The following is a 24459-nucleotide window of genomic DNA, read 5'->3' on the forward strand; positions in this document are numbered from 1 at the left end:
AAAAGACATTTTAAGTATAAACTGTCTTTGATACTTAAAATGTCTTTAATTAAATTTATCCAATTTGTATACGTTCTTTAGGGTAGCTAAATTTTTTAGGCTCTTTTCTTCCAGCTATCATTATAATAAAGGAAATTAAACCTACACGTCCTATAAACATTAATATCATTAATACAATTTTTGTAATATTGCTTACATCATCTGTTACACCTAGTGTTAAACCACATGTACCAAACGCCGACATAACTTCAAAGAAAACTTGTAAAAATGATAGTTTTCCTTGCTCTGCTACAGATATAATAATCATGCTTGTGAAGGTCAAAATGGAAGCCATGGTAAATACCATAAATGATCGTTGTATATCCATAATATGAATTTCTCTATTGAATACTTTAATTGAAATTTTATCTGCAGAATTACTAAAATTAATGACAAATAAAATTAAAATAGCGAAAGTAGTAGTACGGATACCACCACCTACTGAACTAGGAGATGAACCTATAAACATCAAAATGCTCATAATGATATTTGTTGCATCACTAAAGTGGGATACATCAATGGTTTGTAATCCTGCACTCCTAGTTGTAGCTGATTGAAACAGCGAATAAAACAACGACTGATGCCAACTCATCCCTTTGAATGCATGGTTATGTTCAAGTAAGAAAATAATGATAACACCAAAAACAAATAAGAATAAATATGTTGATGTTGTAATTTTCGTAAATAATGAAAATCTAAAATTTGTTACTCTATTTTTAATGTAGGCTTTGACTTCAAGCAACACTGGAAAGCCAATAGAACCTAAAACGATTAGGAACATTACAATCGTTTGCACAAAATAATCTTTTGCATATGGGACAAGTGAATCACCTGTGATATCGAGACCGCCATTAGTTGTGGCTGATATAGAAACAAATATCCCCTGCATAATAGCATATTTTAAATCGGGATTATCTCTATAAAAATAAAATGCAAGTAAAAGTGCACCTATAAATTCAATTACAAATATGGTTCTAACTATTTCTAAGATTAATTTTACAGTCCCACTCATTGTATCTTTATTGTTATCAAGCATAATTAGCTGGCGTTCACGAATACCTATATGTTTACCTAATACGACCCACAATAATGTTCCAATGGCCATCACACCGATACCGCCAATATTTAAAATGACTAGTATAATAATTTGACCAAACGTAGAATACGTATCAACAATACTAATTGGTGTTAATCCCGTAACGCTTATTCCAGATACTGCTACAAATAATGTATCTATTGGATTAACGTCGACTCCAGATTTGTGTACATATGGTAGATTTAACAACAAGAACGCGACAACAATTGCTGCTAAATAGTATAGAACTATCCCTTGTTGAGGACTGGATCTTTTTAATAGTTGGCCAAATATCGACATTCATTTCACCTCAACATTATTTTAGTTTTATATCTATATTAATGACTTTTCCATCTCTATACACTTTAGCTTTTAATGTACTTTTGTCTTCTCTATGATTAAATATAATTTGTCTATATCTTAAATTATCTTCAATTCTTTTCCCATCTAATTCTACTATGACATCATCTTTTTTCAACCCTGATTTATCGCCAGGGGCATTAGGCTTTACTTCACCAACTATAATACCATTTTTAACACTATCGGGTAATTTGATTGATTGGCGTTCGTCATCATCAATATCTGCTACATTTTTAATTTTGATTCCAGTATTAGGATATTCAATTTTACCTTCTTTCTCTAAATGAGCAGCTATTTTTTGAGCATCATTAATTGGTATTGCAAATCCCATACCTTCCACATTATCCATATCAATCTTCAGAGAAACAATACCTATCAGTTTACCATCTCTATCTACAACTGCACCACCTGAATTACCAGGATTCACAGGAGCATTAATTTGGAAGGCTTTCATTAGTACATCATAGCTATCGTCTTTATCAATATCTACTGGTACATGCCTATCTAAACCAGAGACTATACCATCAGATACACTTTCTTTGAAGTCAACACCTAATGGATTACCCACTACAATAATAGGTTCTCCTAAAACAAGATGATTAGAATTACCAATGGTGATGGCTTTTACAGAATCATCTGCACTTTTAGCTTTAATGACTGCTATATCAGACCATTTATCGGTACCAATCACTTTTCCTTGAACCGACTTATTATTACCAAATGTTATCTTTTGTTTATCCTTATTACCAACTACGTGAGCATTTGTCATAATAAAAAGAGAGTCGCCCACTTTTTTGTAGACGACACCTGAACCAATTTCATTATCTGCTTTAGATGTATTATTTGGAACTGAAGTATTTTTTGTCCCTTCGTTCTCTACTGTTACTACAGATTTTACTGTACTATTCGCACTTTTCATTGTGTCAGTATAATGTTTATTCGTAGGTGTTAAAGCACTGTCATTTGTATGGTCATTTTTATTAACATTAGTAAAAATAGCGTTAAGTATAATAATTAATAATATCACGCCTATAATAATCGCTATTTTAGGCCAATGTTCCTTAAAGAATGACTTGATAATATCTAGATAATCCGTTTTATTTTCTACTTTATTTTGAGTTGAAGATGCATTATCTTTCTTTGTTTCAAATTGATTTTGTTTAGCACTTTGCTTGCTATGATGCTGATGTTTCTTTTCAGTATCAAAATCACGATTTTCAACAGAAGTTGATTGTTTATTTAACTTCTTACTAGATTCTGTTTTATTGTTTTTCTTTTCACTTTCAATTTCACTACCGTTATTTAGGTGATTTTCTTGAGATGCTTTTGATGCTAATCTATCACTTTGATGCTCCCCATAAGTAGATTTTTCATGTTCTTCTTGTTTGCTATCATTTGATGATTGATTTTTACGATTTTGCGTTCGTTTAAGTTGTTGTTCCTCAGGTAATGTTAATTTCGACTTATCATTTTCTTGATCTTGTTGCGTTTTATTCGTTTTATCATTTTGATTTGATACTTGATTTTGTTGTTGGTGAATTTCTTCTTTAGTTAGCTTTTCTATTCTTGCTTTTCTTAAGTTATCTTTAACCCTTTCTTCATTAACTTTAGCTTGGTATTCTTCTTTTTTAGCTTGAATTCTTTCTTTTTGTCTTTGTTTTTCTACTCTTTCTTCTCTTTCTTCATTATGAAAAAATTCACGACGTTGACGTCGATAGCTTTTACGAGGAATTACTTGTTTTTTATTTTTTTCCACTAGATAGCCACTCCTATCATTTCAATCAATTACTTTTATTATGACATACTCAATGGGTTTAAGGTAACATTTTTCACTGTGATATGTATAACCTCAATAAATAGTATTATGTATATATAAATTTTAATATTTTATTATTAAAACTGCAATGTTTAACAAATATTAAATAAGACTTCGTATTAATATACGAAGCCTTAGATTATTATTTCTTTTTCTTTTTATTACTTACAGCTGATGTTAACCAACCGATAACAACTAGTAATATTAGGACTGCCCAGAAAATAGATTGCCATAAAACTGTATGTGGGAATTCTTCTGGTAAGATACCTACGTCTTTATGTGCTAATACTAATACGACTAATTTAATTCCGACCCAACCTACAATCGCGAAAGCTGCGCCTTCTAAACCAGGATATTTATTTAATAATTCAACAAACCATGTTGCTGCGAAACGCATTAAAATAACGCCTATCATTCCGCCTAAAAACATCACTGAGAATTGACCTAAATCCATGCCACCAAAATGTATACCTACTTTTGGTAAAGTCACAGCGATTGCTAATGCTGCTAACATGGAATCAATAGCAAATGCAATGTCTGCGAATTCTACTTTAAATACAGTACCCCAGAATGCTTTGGGACCAACTTTCTTTTCTTGACCTTCTTCGTCAAAGTGATGGTCATCTCCAACATTTTCCTGATTCTTGTCATCTTTCTTATGGAAGAATTCCCATAAATTTTTAATTGACATATAGATTAAATATACAGCTCCTGCTGCTTGAATAAACCAGAAATTAGCAATAATACTAATTAAGAATAATGCTAAAAATCTAAATATAAATGCGCCTAATAAACCATAAAATAGTGCTTTCTTTCTTTGCTCAGGTGGTAAATGCTTTACCATAACTGCCATTACTATTGCATTATCGGCAGCTAAAAGACCCTCTAAAAATACTAAGACTAGTAATACCCATGCATAGGATAACAACAAACTCGGATCCATAGTGGACAACTCCTTTAAATTTTATACAAATAAAGAGACCTATGCTAAATAATAGCAAAGGTCTCACTTAGCAAATATTATTGCCCACTTTACCGGAAGTGAATACTTCGTAATGACGATAAAGCGTAAAATCACTTAAATCATTTAAGTGACCATCAAGTTACTCCCCTCTGACATGAGTGTCATAGGTATTTATTTGTGAATATAAATATTATACAGGTTAATTGCTATAATGACAATTTATTATTTAATAACATCATCATTACATTAAAAGCGATACCCACATATATATATAGCCAAACATTTTACAATAAACTATATAATTTAATGTCTGGGAATTTTTCTTCAAACCAACGTGTCGCAAATTCATTTTCAAATAAAAATACATAATTATCATAACGATCGTGTACAAGTATCGAACGAGATGTATTCATATTATCTTTAATATCTTCCTCGTTTTCAATCCATCTTGCAATTTTACGGCCTACTGGTTCCATCACTACATCTACGTTGTATTCATTGTTCATTCGATGTTCAAAAACTTCAAATTGTAGCTGTCCAACTGCACCTAAAATAATTTGATTCGTGTGCAATGTTTTATAGTATTGAATCGCACCCTCTTGTACTAATTGCTCAATGCCTTTATGAAAATGCTTTTGTTTCATAACATTTTTCGCAGATACTTTCATAAATATTTCAGGTGTAAATTGTGGTAAATCTTGGAAACTAAAGTTTTGTTTCCCACCAACTAATGTGTCTCCAATTTGATAATTTCCTGTATCATATAAACCTATAATATCTCCTGCGACTGCATGATTAACTGTTTCTTTATCATCCGCCATAAATGATGTTGATCGTGTAATCTTTTGTTTTTTGCTCGTACGTTGTAAGGTTACATCCATACCATGTTCAAATGCACCGCTGACTACTCTCATAAATGCAATTCTATCTCTATGTTTCGGGTCCATGTTTGCTTGAATTTTAAATATAAATCCTGAAAAGTCAGTATCAAAAGGACTTACTTCAACATCTTCTTTAGTTTGACGAGCATTTGGCATTGGTGCATGATCGACATAAGCATTTAAAAAGTTTTGAACTCCGAAATTAGCTAATGCTGATCCGAAGAATACTGGTGTCAATTCACCATTTAATAATGCTTCATTATCAAAATTTTCTCCTGCTTCTTCTACTAACATTAATTCTTCAATCGCTTGTTCGAATGCACTATCATTTTTAATCGCATGATCTTCTTCTAATTCATAATCGTCATTTAGGTGTAAGATATTTTCTTCATCTCTAAACGGTTCAATAGATTTAGATTTTCTATCAATAATACCAAAGAAGTTTTGACCCATACCTACTGGCCAATTCATTGGATAAGTATCAATATTTAATGTTTCTTCAATTTCATCCAATAATTCAAATGGTTCCTTACCAACACGGTCTAACTTGTTAATAAAGGTAAAGATAGGAATACCTCGCATCTTACAAACTTTAAATAATTTGAGTGTTTGGGGCTCTATACCTTTCGCACAGTCAATTACCATCACGGCACTATCTACTGCCATTAAAGTACGATACGTATCTTCTGAAAAGTCTTCGTGACCTGGTGTATCTAAAATATTAATCTTATAATCATCATAATCAAATTGCATTACAGAACTCGTTACTGAAATACCACGTTCTTGTTCTACTTTCATCCAGTCACTTGTAGCGAACTTACCTGTTTTCTTACCTTTAACAGTACCTGCTTCACGAATAGCACCACTGAAGAATAGTAGTTTTTCAGTTAAGGTTGTTTTCCCAGCATCCGGATGGGATATAATAGCAAAAGTCTTTCTTGACTCTACTTCTTCCTTTATATTCATTAATCATTCTCCTTTAATATTGTTTCAAACCAATTGGTTACAACATTTGCTAATTTTTGAGCTTCTTCTTCATCATTAAATGTGAAAAATTGCATCAATAACGTATCGTTTATTTCTGACCTAGTTAAATCAATGGCGACTTCAACTGACCAAAATTGATCAGGTATAGCAATAAGCATTGTATCATTCAATCTTTGAAAATATACTTGAAATGCGTATGTTCCTTCTGTATATTCTCTAATCTTCAACAGGCCCACCGCCAAATTTTTTATAAGCCGCTTCTAAACCAATTAAGTCATCACGGTGTGGTACCTTTACATGCCCAGGCATAATTTGATAAGGTTCTCTACCTTTTGAAGCTAATACTACAGTATCACCAGGTTCTGCAACATCAATGGCATGTTTAATACCTTCTGCTCTATCTTCAAATTCAACATAATTTGAGTGAGTGGCACCCTTAGCTAATTCAGCTGTAAGCATTTTAGGATCATCATTGGCAGGATTATCAGGCGTGAAAATAACGTAATCAGCACGACAAGCTACGCTACCCATTTCAGGCGTTTTAGTCATGTCTCTTTCACCAGCCATACCTACTAAGAAGATAAGTTTTTGTTTCACAAATGGTTTAACTGCATCAATGAGTTTATTCATTCCATCTGCAGTATGTGCATAATCTATAATTAAATCTATTGGCAAATTAGGGTCTAATACTTCTAAACGTCCCTCTACTGGTTCAAGCGATTTGACCGCTTCAATGATGTCTTCAAATGTCGCACCTTTACTCCAAACCGCTATCATAGCTGCCATAATGTTTGAAATATTGAATTTACCTACATATGGACTTTCAACTTGATAACTACCAAATGGTGTGTCAAATTCAAATTTAACACCTTGTAAAGATTCTTCTACATTAATTGCTTTAAACTGTGCATCATGATCTATACCATATGTAAATACCTCATACGGCGTAACAGAAGCTAGATACTCTGAAAAATCGTCATCATTATTTAATACTACATATTTTTCTTTAGCGAGGTCCTCTCCTAATTGACTAAATAATAGTGATTTAGCATGTCCATATGCTTCCATTGTTCCATGAAAATCTAAATGATCTTGCGTTAAATTAGAAAAAATCGCAACATCAAATTCCACGCCTCTTAATCGACCTAATGATAAACCATGACTAGATACTTCCATTGTCATTGCTTCAGCACCTTCATCAACAGCTTCTTTGATTTTTTTAGTTAGAGATACTGTTTCTGGTGTTGTATTCGCACCTTTTGTTTTTGTTTCATTAATTTGAAAACCATTCGTTCCTAAATAAGCACTACTTTTATTTAATTTTCTATAAATTAAATGAATCATTGTTGCTATAGATGTTTTACCATTTGTTCCTGTTACACCATATGTAACTAAATGATGACTCGGAAAGTCAAATAATTCATGTGCTAATAAGCTCGCTACTCTTAAAGTGTCAGGTACAATAATTTGAGTAACTTCACCTTTTAAGTCTTGCTCTCTATTGACTACAATGATACTACATCCTTGATCTACTACATTTTGACAAAACTTATGGCTATCAACTGTATAACCTTTTGATGCGACAAAAATACTGCCTTCTTTAGCTGTTCTTGAGTCAGTAGTGATATCTACTACTTCTTTATCTAATGTTCCTATAACTTGTTTTACTCGAATTTTTTCGAACAATACACTCGCATTCAAAATGAATCGCTCCTTTTTTTACATTAAGTCTATTATACACGTTTTGATGACTATGATAAATTTATTCTTTCTATTTAACTGTATTAAATATTGGTTATTCTAAAACAACAAAAACTAACTTATTTCAAGCCAATTTCTTATATCGTCATTTTGATTTTTCTAACATATATTAAATGAGGTTATACCTCTTGTAAGCCCATGAAAGATAAACATTTAGCTCATTCAAAGCTATGAAAATGTAAATTTATACCTCATTTATTAATCTACTATTAAATAAAACTAAAATTCTTGTTATTTGATAGGTTTTAATAATACATACTTGTTAAACCATGCTAACATTATAAATAGATTATCAACCTTATTTAAAGTAATTATAAAGATAATACATCACTTGTATTAAGTTCTTTCAAATTTATTTTTAAGTTAGTTGTGGTATAATGCATAAATACAAATTTTCGGGCAGTGTCTAATTACCCTTTTAAATTGTAATTAAGACTAAATTGCTACAAATCAATGGTATTTCATGTACATGTAATCACGATATTCCTTTTATAATGTATTAAAATACGTTACACTTATTATAAATTTTAAAAATTAACGGAGGGTGGCTTTTAATGGTTACTCAAAATAAAAAGATATTGATTATTACTGGTTCTTTCGGTAACGGTCATATGCAAGTTACTCAAAGCATCGTAAACCAATTAAATGAAATGAATTTGGACCATTTAAGTGTGATTCAACACGACTTATTTATGGAAGCGCATCCTATTTTAACTTCTATATGTAAAAAATGGTATATCAATAGCTTTAGATATTTCAGAAATATGTATAAAAACTTTTATTATAGCCGCCCTGATCAACTAGATAAATGTTTTTATAAATATTACGGTCTAAATAAATTGATTAATATACTCATTAATGAGAAACCGGATTTAATTTTATTAACATTCCCTACACCAGTCATGTCTGTTTTAACAGAACAATTTAATATCAATATTCCAGTAGCTACAGTGATGACTGATTATAGAATGCATAAAAACTGGATTACACCTGAATCAGATCGCTATTATGTAGCAACTAAAGATACCAAAAATGATTTTATAGAAGTAGGCGTACCAGCCTCACAAATTAAAGTCACGGGAATCCCGATTTCAGATAAATTCGAAGAACATATTGATCAAAGAGCTTGGTTAAGTAAACATCACTTAGATCCTGATAGACCTACAATATTAATGTCTGCAGGTGCTTTTGGTGTTTCAAAAGGGTTCGACCAAATGATTAATGAAATCTTAGAGAAAAGTAAACATTCACAAGTTGTTATGATTTGTGGCCGTAGCAAAGAATTAAAACGTTCTTTACAAGCTCAATTCAAAGATCATCCTGATGTTCTCATTCTAGGTTTCACAAAACATATGAATGAATGGATGGCATCAAGTCAATTAATGGTTACAAAACCTGGTGGTATTACAATTTCAGAGGGACTTACTCGTTGTATTCCAATGATTTTCTTAAATCCAGCTCCTGGACAAGAATTAGAAAATGCTAATTATTTTGAGGATATGGAATTTGGTAAAATTGCCAATACACCAGATGAAGCTATAGATATCGTTACACATCTTACAAATAATGAATCAATATTAAATAAAATGACTTCAAACATGAAAGAATCTAAAATTGAGTATGCCACTCAAAAGTTATGCAAAGATCTATTAGAACTATTAGGCCATTCTTCGCAACCAGAAGAGATTTATGGAAAGGTGCCTTTATATGCAAGATTCTTCGTTAAATAACTATTCTAATAATAAAAATTTCATTATAATGCTAGTCATTTTATTTCTTATGGAATTTGCGAGAGGTATGTACATATTAAGTTATATAAACTACCTACCTACTGTCACTTCAATTGCAGTTGCAGTGACATCATTAGCATTTTCTATTCATTTTATTGCAGATGCAGCAACAAATTTTGTGATAGGTTTTTTATTAAAGAAGTTTGGTGCTAAGCTAGTATTAACTTCTGGGTTTTTATTAGCATTTCTAAGTTTATTCTTAGTCATTTGGTTTCCATCATCACCAATTGTCATCATTATTAGTGCTATCATGCTAGGTATAGCCGTTAGCCCTATTTGGGTTATTATGTTATCAAGCGTTCAAGAAGATAAACGTGGTAAACAAATGGGCTATGTATATTTTGCATGGTTGTTAGGTTTATTAGTTGGTTGGGTCGTAATGAACTTCTTAATTAAAATACATCCATTACATTTTGTATTTATGATGTCTTTAGTAGTATTAATCGCATGGGTATTATACTACTTCGTTAATATTCAATTGACTAATTACAATACTAAACCTGTTAAAGAACAATTATTACAGATTGTAAATGTAACTAAACGACACATTGTTTTATTCCCTGGTATATTACTCCAAGGTGCTGCGATTTCAGCATTGATACCTATTCTACCTACATACGCTACAAAAATTGTACATGTATCAACGATTGAATATACAATCGCAATCATGATTGGTGGAATTGGTTGTGCTGTTTCAATGCTATTTCTTTCAAAAATAATTGATAAAAATAGTAAAGGATTTATGTATAGTATTATATTCGGTGGGTTCATCTTATACACACTTATGATATTTGGATTATCTCTAATCACCAATATATATATTGTGTGGGGTATCGCGCTATTCATTGGTCTCATTTACGGCATCTTATTACCGGCATGGAACACATTTATGGCTGGACATATTAATCCAAAAGAACAAGAAGAAACTTGGGGTGTATTTAATAGTGTTCAAGGCTTTGGTTCTATGATTGGTCCTTTATTAGGGGGCTTAATTACACAGTTTACTAATAATTTAAATAATACATTCTATTTTTCTGCACTTATTTTCTTAGTTTTAGCATTATTCTATGGCTATTACTTTATAAATAGAAAACGAGCTAAGTAATTAAAATGGAGTGAGATAAAGATCTATGTACCATAGATTCCACTATCTCACTCCATTTTTTTATAACTATTTTTTATTTCTAATTTAATTTAAATGTATCGATAACTTTCCATTTGTCTTCTTCAGTGCTAAATTGTAGTAATGATAATTCTTCGATTGTCTCTTTATGATCTACCCCTGCTAACTCTACTTGACCATAAATATCTTCAAATTCTTGGCTTGAAAGACCTTGAGCAATTGTAAAATGAGGTACAAATTGATGTTCGGCCTTACCATAGAAATCATCTGTATTAAAACGATCGAAAATTTCTTCAAGTTCGTCATTCTTAGCAACTTTAAAGTAAATGACATTATTTACTGGTTTAAAGCTAGATGCTTTAGTTGCATGAATATCAATTGATGAAATACCTTTAATTCGAGTTTCAATTTCTTTTTTAACTGAATCTAAATCCGCATCATTAACTTCAAATTGAGATTTCACTGTAATATGTGGCATAATTTGTGCATAATGTGTATCATAACGCTTACGATATGCATTTACCTCTTCTTGAAATGACTTTGATGGGATTAAAGCTAATCCTAAAATCATTTGAATTCCTCCTTTGTTTAACCTATTTCCATTATATCAAAATTCTATGAAAACCGTTACTTTAAACTTAAAATTATTTTTTCTATTTTAAACAATATACATAATAATATTTGTACGTTATTAATTTGAATAACGATTGAACATGATGAATTATGAGTATGATTTACTCTGGTAACTCTTCATCTAAAAAGTATTTTAAAATATCCCCTAACAACGGTTTCCATGATTTCCAATTATGTCCCCCATCAAATTCTTGATAGTGATAACGAATATCAAATTGATTAATGAGTGCATTCAACTCACGATTAGGAGTTAAAAAATTAGCACGTTTGCCATTCGTTGGTAATTTAAAGTCTTCCTCTTCTAAACCAATTCCATGCCAAATAGAAAGTTGTGATTTCGTGTCACATCTCTCAACTTTTTCTTTAACCACTTCATCGTATTGTGGACTTAGCATTGCAACTTGGCTAAATATTGTTGGATACGTTAATGCTGTAAGTAATGCTATACTTCCAGCTAAACTATCACCCATTAAAAGTCGAGCGTTACCCACTTTGTATGTTGGGAAAGTTGCATCTATAAACGGTAATAGTTCTTTACCAACTGCTTGAACTGTTAAATGTGATCGACTACCTTTTGGATGAAACTCCTCACGACGTTTTTCTACATCTTCATAATGAAAACCTACAATAATCGCTCTTTGAATTTCATTATCTTTACGTAGTTTTTCATATTCTCGTTGAATTCTTCCAAACCTTAAAAAGTCTAAACCATCGAAGCATATAATCACTTGGTATTTAAATAAATCAGTATATTCTTCAGGTAAGTAAATAGAAATAGTAACATCTCTTTCTAATATGTCACTATACAATATATGTTTGTTAATTTTACCTGGTTTAAATTCAGACATGCTAAAACGCCCCCTAGTAGTATTATTTATATTGTACCAAGAGACGTTATATTTTTAAATTATGTGCGTTATGAACTTTGATTAAAACTGCAAAATGAAATCTACTGCTATGTTTATTTGTTCTATTTATTCCAATACTGATTAATAATTAATAAGTATATTCTTTCATCTTGAAAATGATAAACTCATTATTTATTTTTCAATCTTTCTGGATATGTTTTCAACCAGAATATTGCATTAGGTATTTTCTTCGCATCAGGCTTATAAACAGCATAGTAGCCAGAACCCAATTGTGCCTTTTGTTGTTCATAGTCTTTAAGTGCTTCTAACGCAGGCTTATGCAATATCCATATTGCTATAATATTCAACCATGCCATTAATCCAACACCTAAATCCCCTAATGCCCATGCGACATCAGCTGTTTTAATTGAACCATAAAAAGTTGCAAATAATAAAGCTAACCTTGCTATGATAAAGAAGATATGTGTAGTCCTCTTACTTTGATGTCTTGTTAAATAAGCTACATTGGTTTCTGCAATATAGTAATATGCCAATATCGTCGTAAAAGCAAAGAAGAATAAAGCAATGGCAATAAAGTATGAACCAATACCAGAAAAATGTGGATCAAAATGGTAGCCGCTACCATGGAAAGCTTTATCTATACCTGCTTGAGCATACATTGCAGTACCTGAATAATCTTTACTGCCATCTGCATTTTCTACAAATATTCCTCCATCTTTGATTAAATGTGGAGTGCCATTTGCATTAGTCTCGCCATCAGTTACGTTATATGTACCTGAAAGTAAAATGATGAGCGCTGTCGCTGTACATACAAATAAGGTATCTACATAAACTGAGAATGATTGAACAAGTCCTTGTTTAGTTGGATGAGAAACTTCTGCAGCTGATGCGGCGTGCGGTCCTGTACCTTGTCCTGCTTCATTAGAATACAAACCTCTTTTTACACCTATCTCAATCATGGCTCCGACAATCCCACCAAATGCTGACTGTAACCCAAACGCAGATTTGAAAATTAGTGCAAATAAAGCTGGAACATGTTGAATATTTATAATAATGATTATAATGGCCATTAATATATATATTACCGCCATAAACGGTACAACTGCTGTAGCAACATTAGCAATTGAACGTAGTCCACCAAAAATAATTAACGCTAAAATAACGACAACGATAATAGCCACTATCCAATTTGGAACATTAAAAGCATTGTGCATAGAGCTAGCAATTGCATTCGATTGAACACCAGGTAAGAGTAATCCTACTGAAATTACTGTTACAATCGCAAATATTAAACCATATATCTTTCCAAATTTTCCACCTATCCCATATTCAATATAGTATGCTGGTCCTCCGCGATATTCTCCCTTATCTTCACGTTTGAAAATTTGCCCTAAAGTAGATTCGATAAATGCACTACTAGCACCTAGAAAGGCACTAATCCACATCCAAAATACAGCGCCTGGCCCTCCAATAAATATAGCAGTCGAGACACCTACAATGTTACCTGTCCCAACACGTCCTGCTAACGACATAGCTATAGCTTGAAAGCTTGTGATACCACTTGGTGACTTTTCCCCTTGGAACATTAAACGTATCATCTCTTTAAAATGTCTCACTTGGAAAAAACGCATTCTCAAACTAAATAAAATCCCTGTTAACAATAATCCGTATACTAATGGTTTACTCCAGACGAGATCATTTAAAAATGTAACGATTTTTTCAATCATCGTATACCCCCTTAATTATTATCGATTAAAAAAATTATACAATGTACATTTACACTTTACAATATATTTTCAGAATTTTCATTAAATAATATGTATTTTTAACTTACTCAATATGTCACTTTATCGAATCATGACTCTTTTGTAGCTTTTCAATTTGAGATATACTATATAAGACTATAAAAAATGAAAATTTTCAGGAGGATCTATATATGTTAAATAAAGTTTGGTTTAGAACCGGCATAGCTTTAATTATGTTGTTCATACTCATCAAACTATTTATGCAAGTGCATGAAGTATTTACACCAGTTGTAACTATCGTCGGTTCTGTTTTTCTTCCTTTTTTAATTAGTGGGTTCTTATTCTACATATGTTTACCATTTCAAACATTATTAGAAAAATGGGGATTCCCAAGATGGGCAAGTATTTTAACTATATTTGTAGTATTAATTGCAATTATCGCTATTGTTGTAGCCTTTATTGCACCTATCATTATTTCAAATATTAATAACTTAATTAAACAAACACCTGCCCTACAAAAAGAAACTGAGCGTTTAATCAATTTCTCACTAACACAAATTGATAAATTACCAAGTGATGTCACACATCGAATAAATAACATGGTTAAATCAATGGGAGATGGCGTCACAGATGTATTATCTAACTCAATTTCATATATTACATCATTAATTTCTACCATTTTCTTATTAATAATGGTACCGTTCTTCCTTATTTACATGTTGAAAGATCATGAAAAATTTATTCCTGCTGTAGCTAAATTTTTCAAAGGTGAACGTAAAGTATTTGTCGTAGATTTATTAAAAGACTTAAACTATACGTTAAAATCTTATATTCAAGGTCAAGTAACAGTTAGTGTTATCTTAGGTATCATCTTGTATATTGGTTATACAATAATCGGCTTACCTTATACACCGTTACTTGTTTTATTCGCTGGTGTTGCTAACTTAATACCATTCTTAGGTCCATGGCTTTCTTTCACGCCAGCAGCTATTTTAGGTATTATCGATGGACCTTCAACGTTCATTTGGGTATGTGTCATTACATTGATTGCTCAACAATTGGAAGGTAATGTCATCACGCCAAATGTAATGGGTAAATCACTTAGCATGCATCCATTAACAATTATTGTGGTTATATTAGCTGCAGGTGATTTAGGTGGTTTCACACTTATTTTAATTGCTGTACCTTTATATGCAGTGTTAAAAACAGTTATTAGCAATATCTTTAAATATCGTCAACGTATTATTGATAAAGCAAATAGCAATGTCAAAGATTAATAAAATTTGTCTTATCAATATTTACAAAGCAAAAAGACCAAGTGATTCTTTCATCAATCACTTGGTCTTTTATTATGTTATAAGTAATATACTTTTGTAGTTAATAACTCAACTATTTAATTGCGTGGAATCCACCATCTACATGAATATTTTCACCTGTCACACCACTTGATAAGTCACTTAATAAGTATGCAGCAGTTTTACCTACTTCTTCTTGATCGACATTACGTCTTAATGGTGAACGTTCTTCAATTTCTTTAAGTATAGTATTGAATCCACCCACACCTTTTGCACTTAGTGTACGAATAGGTCCTGCTGAAATAGCATTCACACGGATATTGTCTTCACCTAAGTCAAGCGCTAAATATTTAACATTAGCTTCTAAACTTGCTTTTGCAACACCCATAACATTATAGTTTTGTACTGCAAATTCGCCACCTAAATAAGTAGTTGCAACTATACTACCACCTTCAGGCATTAATTTTTTAGCTTCATGTGCAACAATGGTTAAAGAATATGAACTAATATCTTGTGCTAATAAGAAACCGTCTCTAGAAGTTTCAGAGAAACGTCCTCTTAAATCTTCCATATTTGCAAATGCGATTGAGTGGTAAACACCGTCGATATTACCTACTTCTTCACCAATTTTTGCAAATCCATTGATAACACCTTCATCACTTTGAACATCAATTTGATATAAACGTGCTTCAGGTTGATTTAATTGATCTAATAATTTTTCTAATTCTTTACGGCTACGTTCTTTACGATATGTAAATACTAATTTTGCACCTAATTGGTCCAATACTTTTGCAACACCAAAACCAATACTACGTTTATTAGCAATTCCCATAATGACGTAAGTTTTATTTTCTAGATTTAACATGCAAATAACTCCTTTAATTTAGATATATAATAGTTGATTTCAAACGTTTCCTTCTTTATTCACTCATCATATTCTAACACTTTTAGTACCAGATAATAAAGCATTTTAGATTTGTCTAACTCCTATCACCCATTTAGACTTTCTTCTTCAATAGCAAAACGCCTGCAAGTATCACTTATACTTACAGACGATTTGTATAATAGCTTAATAATAAAATTCTAATTCTTGTTTTAATTCGTCAACATATTCTTTTGATCCTGTAACAATCAATCTATCTTTGTAGCGTAATTGTGTGTCACCGTGTGGAACGATAGAGTCATTATTACGGACAATTCTCACGAAGATTATATCTCCACCGAATGGGAAGTTTCGTAATTGCATATTTTCATATTGATGATTCAACATTTGAATCTCATACAATGATGTTTCTACATTACTTAATAGGTTAAGCATATTAGGTGTTTCTATTAAACCTTTAAGTAAAATCTTATTACTTAAGTAGTTACTGAAAATTTCAATACCTAATGATTTCATTTCCATATCTTCATTGGTACTTTCTAATCTACAAATAACACGTTCAACACCATGTTCTTTCGCCATTAGGGCCACTTTTCTATTTATTTCATCATCATTTGTCGCACAAACAACAATATCACGATCGAATAGACCTAATCTTTCTAGTATCTCTTGCTCATAATCCGCAATTTCAATCATTGTAATTTCATCGGATAACTTGCGACTATCACTTAAATCTTTACGATAATAAAGTGAAATATCATACAGTTGCGATGTTAAATTCTGAGCAATTGGAATAGTGAGTTGATTTTTACCAATTAAACTCACTTCGATACGACGATTCATTTCATTTGGTACAGGGAATAATTTTTTAAAGATGACTGGTACAAATACACATGTAATGACTGCACTTAATATCAGTAATCCTGATGTCTCCGGCGAAATTGTCTTAAGCTGCTCCGCTATTTTGGCAGCTGCAATCACAAGCGATAATGTTGAAGTTAATAAAAATCCAGAGGCAATCGTTGTTTTTAAATCGAACCAACGTTTGATAATGAATACTGGAATTAACTTAGATACGATAAATGCTAAGATTAATATAGGAATAATAATCAGTAGCGATGGTTCTTTAACAAGTGACGGAATATTTAAATCGACACCAACCATAATGAAGAAAATTGGAATAAAGAATCCATAACCAAATGAATCTAACTTTTCAACCATTTCTTCATCAGGATTTAATAATGATACAACAACACCTGCTAAGAATGCTCCGAGTATGTATTCTGCACCTACGCCTTCAGCCAAAGCTACAAGCAATATAATAAGGGCAAAGACAGCACGAATACCAATTTGGGTTGTACCACCCATTAACTTTTGTAAAAATGACATGCGCTTGAATAATACACCGATAACATAAAATACAATAGTGAATACAACTAATATGCCAGTAAGCCATATAGTACTACCACCATGGCCGTTCACTGCACCATATATAGTTAATAATATCATTGTAACTAAATCGGCTAATACCGCTACTAGAAGGATAAATTGTCCAATCGTAGTTCTCATAATGTTCATTTCTTTTAATGTCGGTACTACAACACCTAAAGAAATCGTTGAAATGATGATAACCATTAATAATACATCATCGATTAAACCGAACCATTTAAATGCAAAGGCTAAAATGATTGATACAATCATAATTAACCCAAAAACTAACATAGCTAGATTTAAATGACCAGGCACTTTCTTTTCTTCTTTACTTTCACCTTGTCGTGGTCGTGCATCCTTTTTAAATGCATTAAAATCAATTTCCAAACCACTTAAAAACATTAAAAAGATAAAGCCTAATGTTGATAGAATATTAAGCATAGAATCTTTGGTTACTAGATTTAAAAATGAATTACCAATGATAATTCCCATTAAGATTTCAGCGACGACTACTGGCAAAAAGTTGATATTCAACCTATTAACAATAATAGGTGTTAAAAATGCAGCAACGACTACAATCACAAGTGATAAGAACTCCATTCGTTCCTCCTTAAGTTAAATAAGACATAAATGATGTTGCTAAGCCGAAATAAATTAACATACTGACAATATCATTAATTGTTGTAATAAATGGACCACTTGCTACTGCTGGGTCAATTTTTAATTTATTCATAAGTAATGGAATCATTGATCCTACCAATGTTCCAACTGTCATAGCACAAGTCAAACTACCACCTACGATGACTGCTAATAATGGTTGTCGATAGATTGAAATAATAATAATAATTAAAATAATTGAGCACACAATTCCAGACAACAATCCGCTTCCTGCTTCTCTTAAAGCTACTTTAAACTTACTTTGTTCATCAATATCTCCAGTTGAGATATTACGCACAGAAACGGCTAATGATTGTGTACCAGAATTACCTGACATCCCGCTAATAATAGGAATGAATGCTGCTAATAAGGCAACCTTAGATAATGTATCCTCAAAACTACCTAGAATAGTCGCTGTTATCATACCTAAGAATGTTAAAATGATTAACCACGGTAAGCGTTTCGTCGCTGTTTTGATGACTGAGTCATTCGTAGAGTCAATATCAGAAACCCCGGCTAAACGAGAGTAGTCTTCACTAGCTTCTTCGTCCATTACATCTAAAATGTCATCGATTGTAATGATTCCTAGTAAGTGATTTTGATAATCTACTACTGGTACCGCAATAAAATCATAGTCTCTCATTGTTTGTGCAACGTCTTCTTGGTCTGTTGCAACATCAACGCTAATAACACGTTCGCTCATGACATCTTCAATATAAGCATCGTTTTCAGCAGTGATTAGGTCCCTTAATGATAGAACACCAACTAATTGATCATCTTCATTTACCGCAAAAATGACATATATGGTTTCTGCATTAGGCGCTTGTTCTTTAACATGCATCAATGCTTCTTTCACGGGTGTTGTTGATTTTAAAGAAAGATATTCCGTCGTCATAATACCGCCGGCAGTATCTTCTTCATAATGTAACAATGCTTTGATTTCATTTGCATCTTCGTTATTCATTAATGTGAGTAAACTAGCAACTTTCGGTTTGGATAATTCATTTAAAATATCTACCGCATTATCGTAAGACATCTCTTCTAAAATATGACTAGCATAGTTCGCATTGATATTATCGAATAGCTCCTCATATTCTTCATCATCTATATCTAAATGGTCGAAGAAATCAGCAACTTCACTAGGAGATAAGAATTCAAATATCTTTTGTCGCTTTTCTTCATCGGTATCTTCAAAGTACTCACTTTGTTCGTAATTATGCATTGATAAAAATTCTTCTCTAAATGCATCAATGTCACCATCTTGTAATAATCGATCTAATAAATCTTTATCATACACGTCTTCGTTCACATGTTCTTTCTCTTTTAATTCTGTGTCGTTAGACAAATTAAACACCTCCAAAACAATTTTTTATATTAAGTCATACCATTGATTGAGTTGTTTATGATCAATTTCGATATGTATCATTTTTTTATTAACTGGATGTTCAAAACAAAGTTTTGAACAATGTAAGCATTGCCCTTCTATTTTACCATGTTTTCCGCCGTACAATGTATCGCCTATTAAAGGATGACCTATATATTGAAAATGCACTCTAATCTGATGTGTTCGACCCGTACACAGTTGCACTTCGCAACAACTTACATTCTCTTTTTGTTTTATAGTACGATACAATGTTTTGGCATATTTACCGTTTTCTGATACTTGCCTTTCTATAATACTTGCTTCATTTCTAGCAATGGGTGCTTCAATCACGCCACTTGGTTCAGTAATACCGTGTGCCAAACACGTATAAACCTTATCCATATTAGTTTTTGAAAATAAATGGTGGATATAACCATATTTCGCGAAAAGTACAATCCCAGTAGTATTTCGATCTAAACGGGTTACGATGTGAGGATTGGTATGTTCACCTTTATGTTGTAAATAACCCAATACTTGTTCAACTAAGCTTTCATGTGGATGTTCACGTGAAGGTGCACAGTTTTGTCTATTGGGTTTAGATACAATAATGATATAGTCGTCTTCGAATAATATATCTAGTGGTTTCAAGTATGGTATTAAATTGGCACTAGGTATTTCTAACGGTAGTTGAACAACAAGCTGATCGCCTAAGTTCAATTGATACCTCACTGTGACAGGCCTCTGATTGACAAGTAAAGCGCCATTAGTTTTAATGGCGCTAATTGTTTTCTTAGAAAAGTCATGTCGTTGTAAAAATGATTTAAGCGTTTCTTGCTGTGCAATCGTATATCTAAAAATCATACTTCATCATCACTTGAAATAAATGAATCGTGTACCCTCTTCCAGAATGGGAATGGTCTAAAGCGTGCAAATCTTACCTTTTCATTTGCTACTCTATACTGGATTGCATTTACATTCTTATGCTTAATACTCACATGATCAATCGTAGTTCGTATTGTATCGTGATTGACAGGTGTTATCAAACAAGTATGATGTTTAGGAAGTACTAATGGTGAACCCACTGTTCTAAACACACGATTGTTGATTGAAGCAATCTCTGCAATTTGCATTGCTTCTAAAGATGGATGGATTAATGCACCACCTAAAGCCTTATTATAAGCTGTTGACCCAGATGGCGTAGATATACAAAGTCCATCTCCTCTAAAACGCTCAAAATGTTTACCGCGAATATTAACATCCACAACTAATGTTGATCCATTTTCAGTTTTCATAGTAGCTTCATTCAATGCTAAATACCTTGTTTCATAACCATTATTATTATATCGAACAATGATTTCTAATAATGGATATTCAATAACTTGAAATTCTGAATTATTGATTTCAATTATTAATTTTTCGACTTCATGAGGTAACCAGTCAGCATAAAACCCTAAATGTCCGGTGTGAACACCAACAAATGCCACTTTCGACAACATATGACTATATTGATGAAATGCTTGTAGTAAAGTGCCATCCCCACCGACTGAAATGACTATTTCTGGGTTTTCATTATCTTCAACCATCTGAAAATCTTTCATATAGTTAATCATTTTATGCTTTAACGCATTGGACTTAGAATCACCTTTAGTTAGGATTGTATAACGCATGTTTACACCTCATTAGTCATTTTCATGTTTTTTCGCACGTTTTTGAGTATAATACTTCTGTGCTTCTTGAATTTCATCTTTTATCTCGGACATTTCTTCGTCTAATAAGTAAGCCGCTTCTGCCGCTCTTTCTAAACGATGCTGTATCTCATCTGGATAATCTCCATCATATTTATAACGCAATGTATGTTCTATGGTTGACCAGAAATTCATAGCCAATGTTCTAATCTGAATTTCAGCTAGAATAGATTTCTGTCCATTTAATGTTTCAATAGGATATTCAATAATCACATGATATGAACGATAGCCACTTGGTTTGGTATTGCGAATATAGTCTCTTTCTTCAACAACACTAAAATCCTTACGTTGACGTAATATATTAACTACGACATCTATATCATCAACAAATTGGCACATAATTCTGAGTCCAGCTATGTCATACATTTCTTCTCTTAATCTATCAAATGGAATTTCCCTTTTGTTTGCTTTATCTATAATACTTGAAATAGGTTTAACGCGGCCTGTTACGAATTCAATGGGAGAACTGTGTTCACTAATCTCATATTGTTTACGTAATCCTTTTAATTTTACTTTTAATTCATTAACAGCCTGTTTGTAGGGTGTTAAAAATTGATCCCACTGGTTCATATTACTTCACTCCGCTTCATTCTAGTTCAAAAGTTTTTTCAACAGCAGAAACAAACTCCTTACCATAGTTATTATTGCCTTCAATATTGTCTAATATGTAATCTAATTCCTCTTGGAAATGTTTAAGTTCTAACTCATCGTTTACAATGAGTTTCTTCCCTTTGTTTTCATGTAACATCGACCATGTTTCTTCTACAAAGATTAAATACGAATAGGATTGACCATCATCTAAGATGTATGCAAATCCATAATTATCACTATCAACAAGCATTTGTCCTACTTCTTCTAATCCTTCAATCGAATCTTCTGAATAACAGTAAATTGTATCGTCTTTCACTTTGATTTCATTTATATATATACGCATGCTTGCCCCTCCTTATTCCATATTAGTTTAACATAATTTATGCTTACATCACACGTATGTAGCCGAATATTGTCACATTATTATATGTATTTGAATTTTTTTAGATATATTATTATTCTAATTTCAATTTTAAATAATGTTTGTCTTTTCAAAACATTGTCTTACTTTAAAACAAGAGCCAATTCAGTCATACTAATAGTAAATCAAACAATGATGCAGAGGAGTTACAATGAATGGCAACTAATAATGAAATTGAATTTAAACAAATACTTAGTGAATCAACATATAATAATATTAAAGATCAATATTTCAAGGATAAATCACCTTTCAAACAGATCAATTACTATATAGATACTGCCGATTTCAAACTCAAAGATCACTATTCTGCTTTAAGAATTCGAGTCAAAGACAATACTTATGAGATGACGCTCAAAGTACCTGCAGAGGTAGGTTTAACGGAATACAATTTTAATGTCCCTCTTGAACCTGAAATTGACAAAATGGTTTATCACAATCAATTGCCTGTCGAGATTAGACAAATTTTAGTGGATGACTTTGATGTTCAAGATGGTACATTAGTGATATTAGGCGCTTTAACTACATATAGAATGGAGACATCTTATCAAAATGAACTTCTTGTGTTAGACAAAAGTGAATATCTCGGCACTGAAGATTACGAGCTAGAATTCGAAGTACATGATTATGAAGAGGGTTTACAAAAGTTTTATGACTTACTGAAATCATTTCAAATGACCCACGAGAAGCCTTTAAACAAAGTCCAACGTTTCTTTAATAGAAAAGCTAATTTAGCGTAACAACAACAACGGAAGCTATAATGCAAATTACTTTCAAATGTAAAAATTCATGTTATATTAGATATATATTAATGAAATACGGTGATATTATGCCTAAAACACCATATGACATCATTGGGCAAGATGCACTATATCTAATGATTGATCATTTTTATCAATTAGTAGAAAAAGACGATAGAATTAATCATTTATTCCCTGGTGATTTTATAGAAACGAGTAGAAAACAAAAACAATTTTTAACTCAGTTTTTAGGAGGCCCTGATTTATATACACAGGAACATGGACATCCCATGTTGAAAAGACGACATATGGAATTTACGATTACTGAATATGAGCGCGATGCTTGGTTAGAAAATATGTCTATAGCAATTAATCATGCTAACTTCCCTGCTGGGGTTGGTGACTATTTATTTGAAAGATTGCGACTAACAGCTAATCATATGGTGAATTCCGAAAAATAATTGTAGGTGAAAAGACATGGCTGAAGAGTTAAGAGTAATGGAGAATAAGAGTCGTGAAGATGCAAATACTGATCTATCACCTGTATGCAAAATAGAAATTTACTCTTTTTTCGATCCTTTTAGTAAAGATTGTTTCAAAATATCGGCAATCTTATCAAAACTAAGAATTGAATATAATCAATATATACGTGTTAGACATATTCTTAATCCTTCATTAAAAGTTTTAACAAAATGCCAAGCACAAAGCACCTCTGATTTCGATAATATTGCACTCGCATACAAAGCGGCCGAATTACAAGGCCGTTTAAGAGCAGAACGATTTATACATTTAATGCAAAATGAAATTATACCTAAGCGCGATATTATCACCGAAGAAATGATATGTGATTGTGTAAAAAATGCTGGAATTGATTATGATGTGTTTAAAGAAGACTTACAGAAAAGTAAACTAACAGAAAGTTTAAAAGTTGACTTGCATATAGCACGTGAAATGGAAATAGAACAGTCTCCATCCCTCGTATTCTTCAGTGAAGACGTGCATGAAGAAGGGTTAAAAGTTGAAGGGCTTTATCCATATCACATATACACATACATCATCAATGAACTTATGGGAACGCCAATCGAAAAGAGTTTGCCACCGAAGTTAGAAACATATATACAACAGAAGCAACTTGTGACAATGGAAGAGTTACTCACAATATATGAGTGGCCTGAAAAATTATTAAATAAAGAATTGAAAAAACTCATGCTTCAACAGAAAGTGGAAAAATTAAATTATCCTGACGGCAAGTTTTGGAAATCTAAAATGCCTAAATGTTGAAATTCTATCTTG

At 32.0% G+C, this 24459-nt stretch carries 22 protein-coding genes; 6 read left to right on the top strand and 16 right to left on the bottom strand.

Annotated elements, in window-relative coordinates; genetic code table 11:
* Positions 1-55 precede the first annotated feature (55 nt).
* The 6 genes from ssp1_RS08615 to ssp1_RS08640 all read right to left on the bottom strand — a co-directional run bounded on the left by ssp1_RS08615 (position 56) and on the right by ssp1_RS08640 (position 7823).
* On the bottom strand, positions 56-1414 hold the full coding sequence (locus ssp1_RS08615; RefSeq protein WP_002450750.1) for a TrkH family potassium uptake protein: 1359 nt from the start codon (positions 1412-1414) through the stop codon (positions 56-58).
* 16 nt (positions 1415-1430) lie between these two features.
* The gene (locus ssp1_RS08620; protein ID WP_118828192.1) at positions 1431-3230 is read right to left on the bottom strand and encodes a trypsin-like peptidase domain-containing protein; all 1800 of its coding nucleotides are present in this window, start codon (positions 3228-3230) and stop codon (positions 1431-1433) included.
* 202 nt (positions 3231-3432) lie between these two features.
* A complete protein-coding gene (locus ssp1_RS08625) occupies positions 3433-4233 on the bottom strand; it encodes a TerC family protein (protein WP_002450752.1) in 801 nt (266 codons plus the stop codon).
* A 305-nt stretch (positions 4234-4538) separates the two neighbouring features.
* A complete protein-coding gene (locus ssp1_RS08630; RefSeq protein ID WP_118828193.1) occupies positions 4539-6101 on the bottom strand; it encodes a peptide chain release factor 3 in 1563 nt (520 codons plus the stop codon).
* Positions 6101-6349, bottom strand: coding sequence for a YueH family protein (locus ssp1_RS08635; protein WP_049425452.1), 249 nt, complete (start codon positions 6347-6349; stop codon positions 6101-6103). Before ssp1_RS08635 ends, ssp1_RS08630 begins: the two co-directional genes overlap by 1 nt.
* Positions 6339-7823 (bottom strand): UDP-N-acetylmuramoyl-L-alanyl-D-glutamate--L-lysine ligase, encoded by a 1485-nt coding sequence (locus ssp1_RS08640; protein WP_075778098.1) that lies wholly within the window; start codon positions 7821-7823, stop codon positions 6339-6341. The genes ssp1_RS08635 and ssp1_RS08640 overlap by 11 nt, the downstream gene beginning before the upstream one ends.
* 614 nt (positions 7824-8437) lie before the next feature.
* Between ssp1_RS08640 and ssp1_RS08645 the strand changes: the two genes are divergently transcribed.
* A complete protein-coding gene (locus ssp1_RS08645) occupies positions 8438-9613 on the top strand; it encodes a diglucosyl diacylglycerol synthase (protein ID WP_075778097.1) in 1176 nt (391 codons plus the stop codon).
* Entirely contained in the window at positions 9591-10778 is a 1188-nt protein-coding gene (ltaA, locus tag ssp1_RS08650; RefSeq protein WP_075778096.1) for a lipoteichoic acid biosynthesis MFS flippase LtaA, read from the top strand. The genes ssp1_RS08645 and ltaA overlap by 23 nt, the downstream gene beginning before the upstream one ends.
* Positions 10779-10857: 79 nt before the next feature.
* Here ltaA and ssp1_RS08655 read toward each other — a convergent pair whose 3' ends face one another.
* From ssp1_RS08655 to ssp1_RS08665, 3 genes are all read right to left on the bottom strand, one after another.
* Positions 10858-11367: a YjcG family protein gene (locus tag ssp1_RS08655; protein WP_002450758.1), complete on the bottom strand. Its 510-nt coding sequence runs from the start codon at positions 11365-11367 to the stop codon at positions 10858-10860.
* Positions 11368-11530: 163 nt separating this feature from the next.
* Positions 11531-12277, bottom strand: a complete 747-nt coding sequence (locus tag ssp1_RS08660; RefSeq protein ID WP_002450759.1) for an esterase family protein — start codon at positions 12275-12277, stop codon at positions 11531-11533.
* A 188-nt stretch (positions 12278-12465) separates the two neighbouring features.
* Positions 12466-14025 (bottom strand): alanine/glycine:cation symporter family protein, encoded by a 1560-nt coding sequence (locus ssp1_RS08665; protein ID WP_075778095.1) that lies wholly within the window; start codon positions 14023-14025, stop codon positions 12466-12468.
* Between the two features lie 209 nt (positions 14026-14234).
* Between ssp1_RS08665 and cozEa the strand changes: the two genes are divergently transcribed.
* Positions 14235-15320 carry a lipoteichoic acid biosynthesis protein CozEa gene (cozEa, locus tag ssp1_RS08670; RefSeq protein WP_118828194.1) on the top strand — a complete coding sequence of 362 codons (1086 nt, stop codon included), beginning with the start codon at positions 14235-14237 and terminating at the stop codon, positions 15318-15320.
* A 112-nt stretch (positions 15321-15432) separates the two neighbouring features.
* On the opposite strand, the gene fabI is transcribed toward cozEa, so the two are convergent.
* The 7 genes from fabI to ssp1_RS08705 all read right to left on the bottom strand — a co-directional run bounded on the left by fabI (position 15433) and on the right by ssp1_RS08705 (position 22351).
* Positions 15433-16203 (bottom strand): enoyl-ACP reductase FabI, encoded by a 771-nt coding sequence (gene fabI / locus ssp1_RS08675; protein ID WP_075778094.1) that lies wholly within the window; start codon positions 16201-16203, stop codon positions 15433-15435.
* 204 nt (positions 16204-16407) lie between these two features.
* Entirely contained in the window at positions 16408-18252 is a 1845-nt protein-coding gene (locus tag ssp1_RS08680; RefSeq protein ID WP_002450763.1) for a monovalent cation:proton antiporter family protein, read from the bottom strand.
* Between the two features lie 10 nt (positions 18253-18262).
* Positions 18263-19654 (bottom strand): magnesium transporter, encoded by a 1392-nt coding sequence (mgtE, locus tag ssp1_RS08685; RefSeq protein ID WP_049425025.1) that lies wholly within the window; start codon positions 19652-19654, stop codon positions 18263-18265.
* Positions 19655-19678: 24 nt separating this feature from the next.
* On the bottom strand, positions 19679-20533 hold the full coding sequence (locus tag ssp1_RS08690; protein WP_049425027.1) for an RluA family pseudouridine synthase: 855 nt from the start codon (positions 20531-20533) through the stop codon (positions 19679-19681).
* Positions 20530-21339 (bottom strand): NAD kinase, encoded by an 810-nt coding sequence (locus ssp1_RS08695; protein ID WP_002450766.1) that lies wholly within the window; start codon positions 21337-21339, stop codon positions 20530-20532. The genes ssp1_RS08690 and ssp1_RS08695 overlap by 4 nt, the downstream gene beginning before the upstream one ends.
* 12 nt (positions 21340-21351) lie before the next feature.
* Entirely contained in the window at positions 21352-21987 is a 636-nt protein-coding gene (yjbM, locus tag ssp1_RS08700; RefSeq protein WP_002450767.1) for a GTP diphosphokinase, read from the bottom strand.
* A 16-nt stretch (positions 21988-22003) separates the two neighbouring features.
* Complete coding sequence (locus tag ssp1_RS08705; protein WP_002450768.1) at positions 22004-22351, bottom strand: UPF0738 family protein; 348 nt, start codon at positions 22349-22351, stop codon at positions 22004-22006.
* 233 nt (positions 22352-22584) lie between these two features.
* Here ssp1_RS08705 and ssp1_RS08710 point away from each other — a divergent pair, with 233 nt between their 5' ends.
* The 3 genes from ssp1_RS08710 (at position 22585) to yjbH (ending at position 24447) form a co-directional block, all read left to right on the top strand.
* The gene (locus tag ssp1_RS08710) at positions 22585-23166 is read left to right on the top strand and encodes a CYTH domain-containing protein (RefSeq protein ID WP_002450769.1); all 582 of its coding nucleotides are present in this window, start codon (positions 22585-22587) and stop codon (positions 23164-23166) included.
* Positions 23167-23255: 89 nt separating this feature from the next.
* The gene (locus tag ssp1_RS08715) at positions 23256-23627 is read left to right on the top strand and encodes a truncated hemoglobin YjbI (protein ID WP_107536170.1); all 372 of its coding nucleotides are present in this window, start codon (positions 23256-23258) and stop codon (positions 23625-23627) included.
* A gap of 16 nt (positions 23628-23643) precedes the next feature.
* Positions 23644-24447 (top strand): protease adaptor protein YjbH, encoded by an 804-nt coding sequence (yjbH, locus tag ssp1_RS08720; RefSeq protein ID WP_002450771.1) that lies wholly within the window; start codon positions 23644-23646, stop codon positions 24445-24447.
* The last annotated feature ends 12 nt before the right edge of the window (positions 24448-24459 follow it).

The sequence above is a fragment of the Staphylococcus sp. M0911 genome (assembly GCF_003491325.1).
Taxonomy (GTDB): domain Bacteria; phylum Bacillota; class Bacilli; order Staphylococcales; family Staphylococcaceae; genus Staphylococcus; species Staphylococcus warneri_A.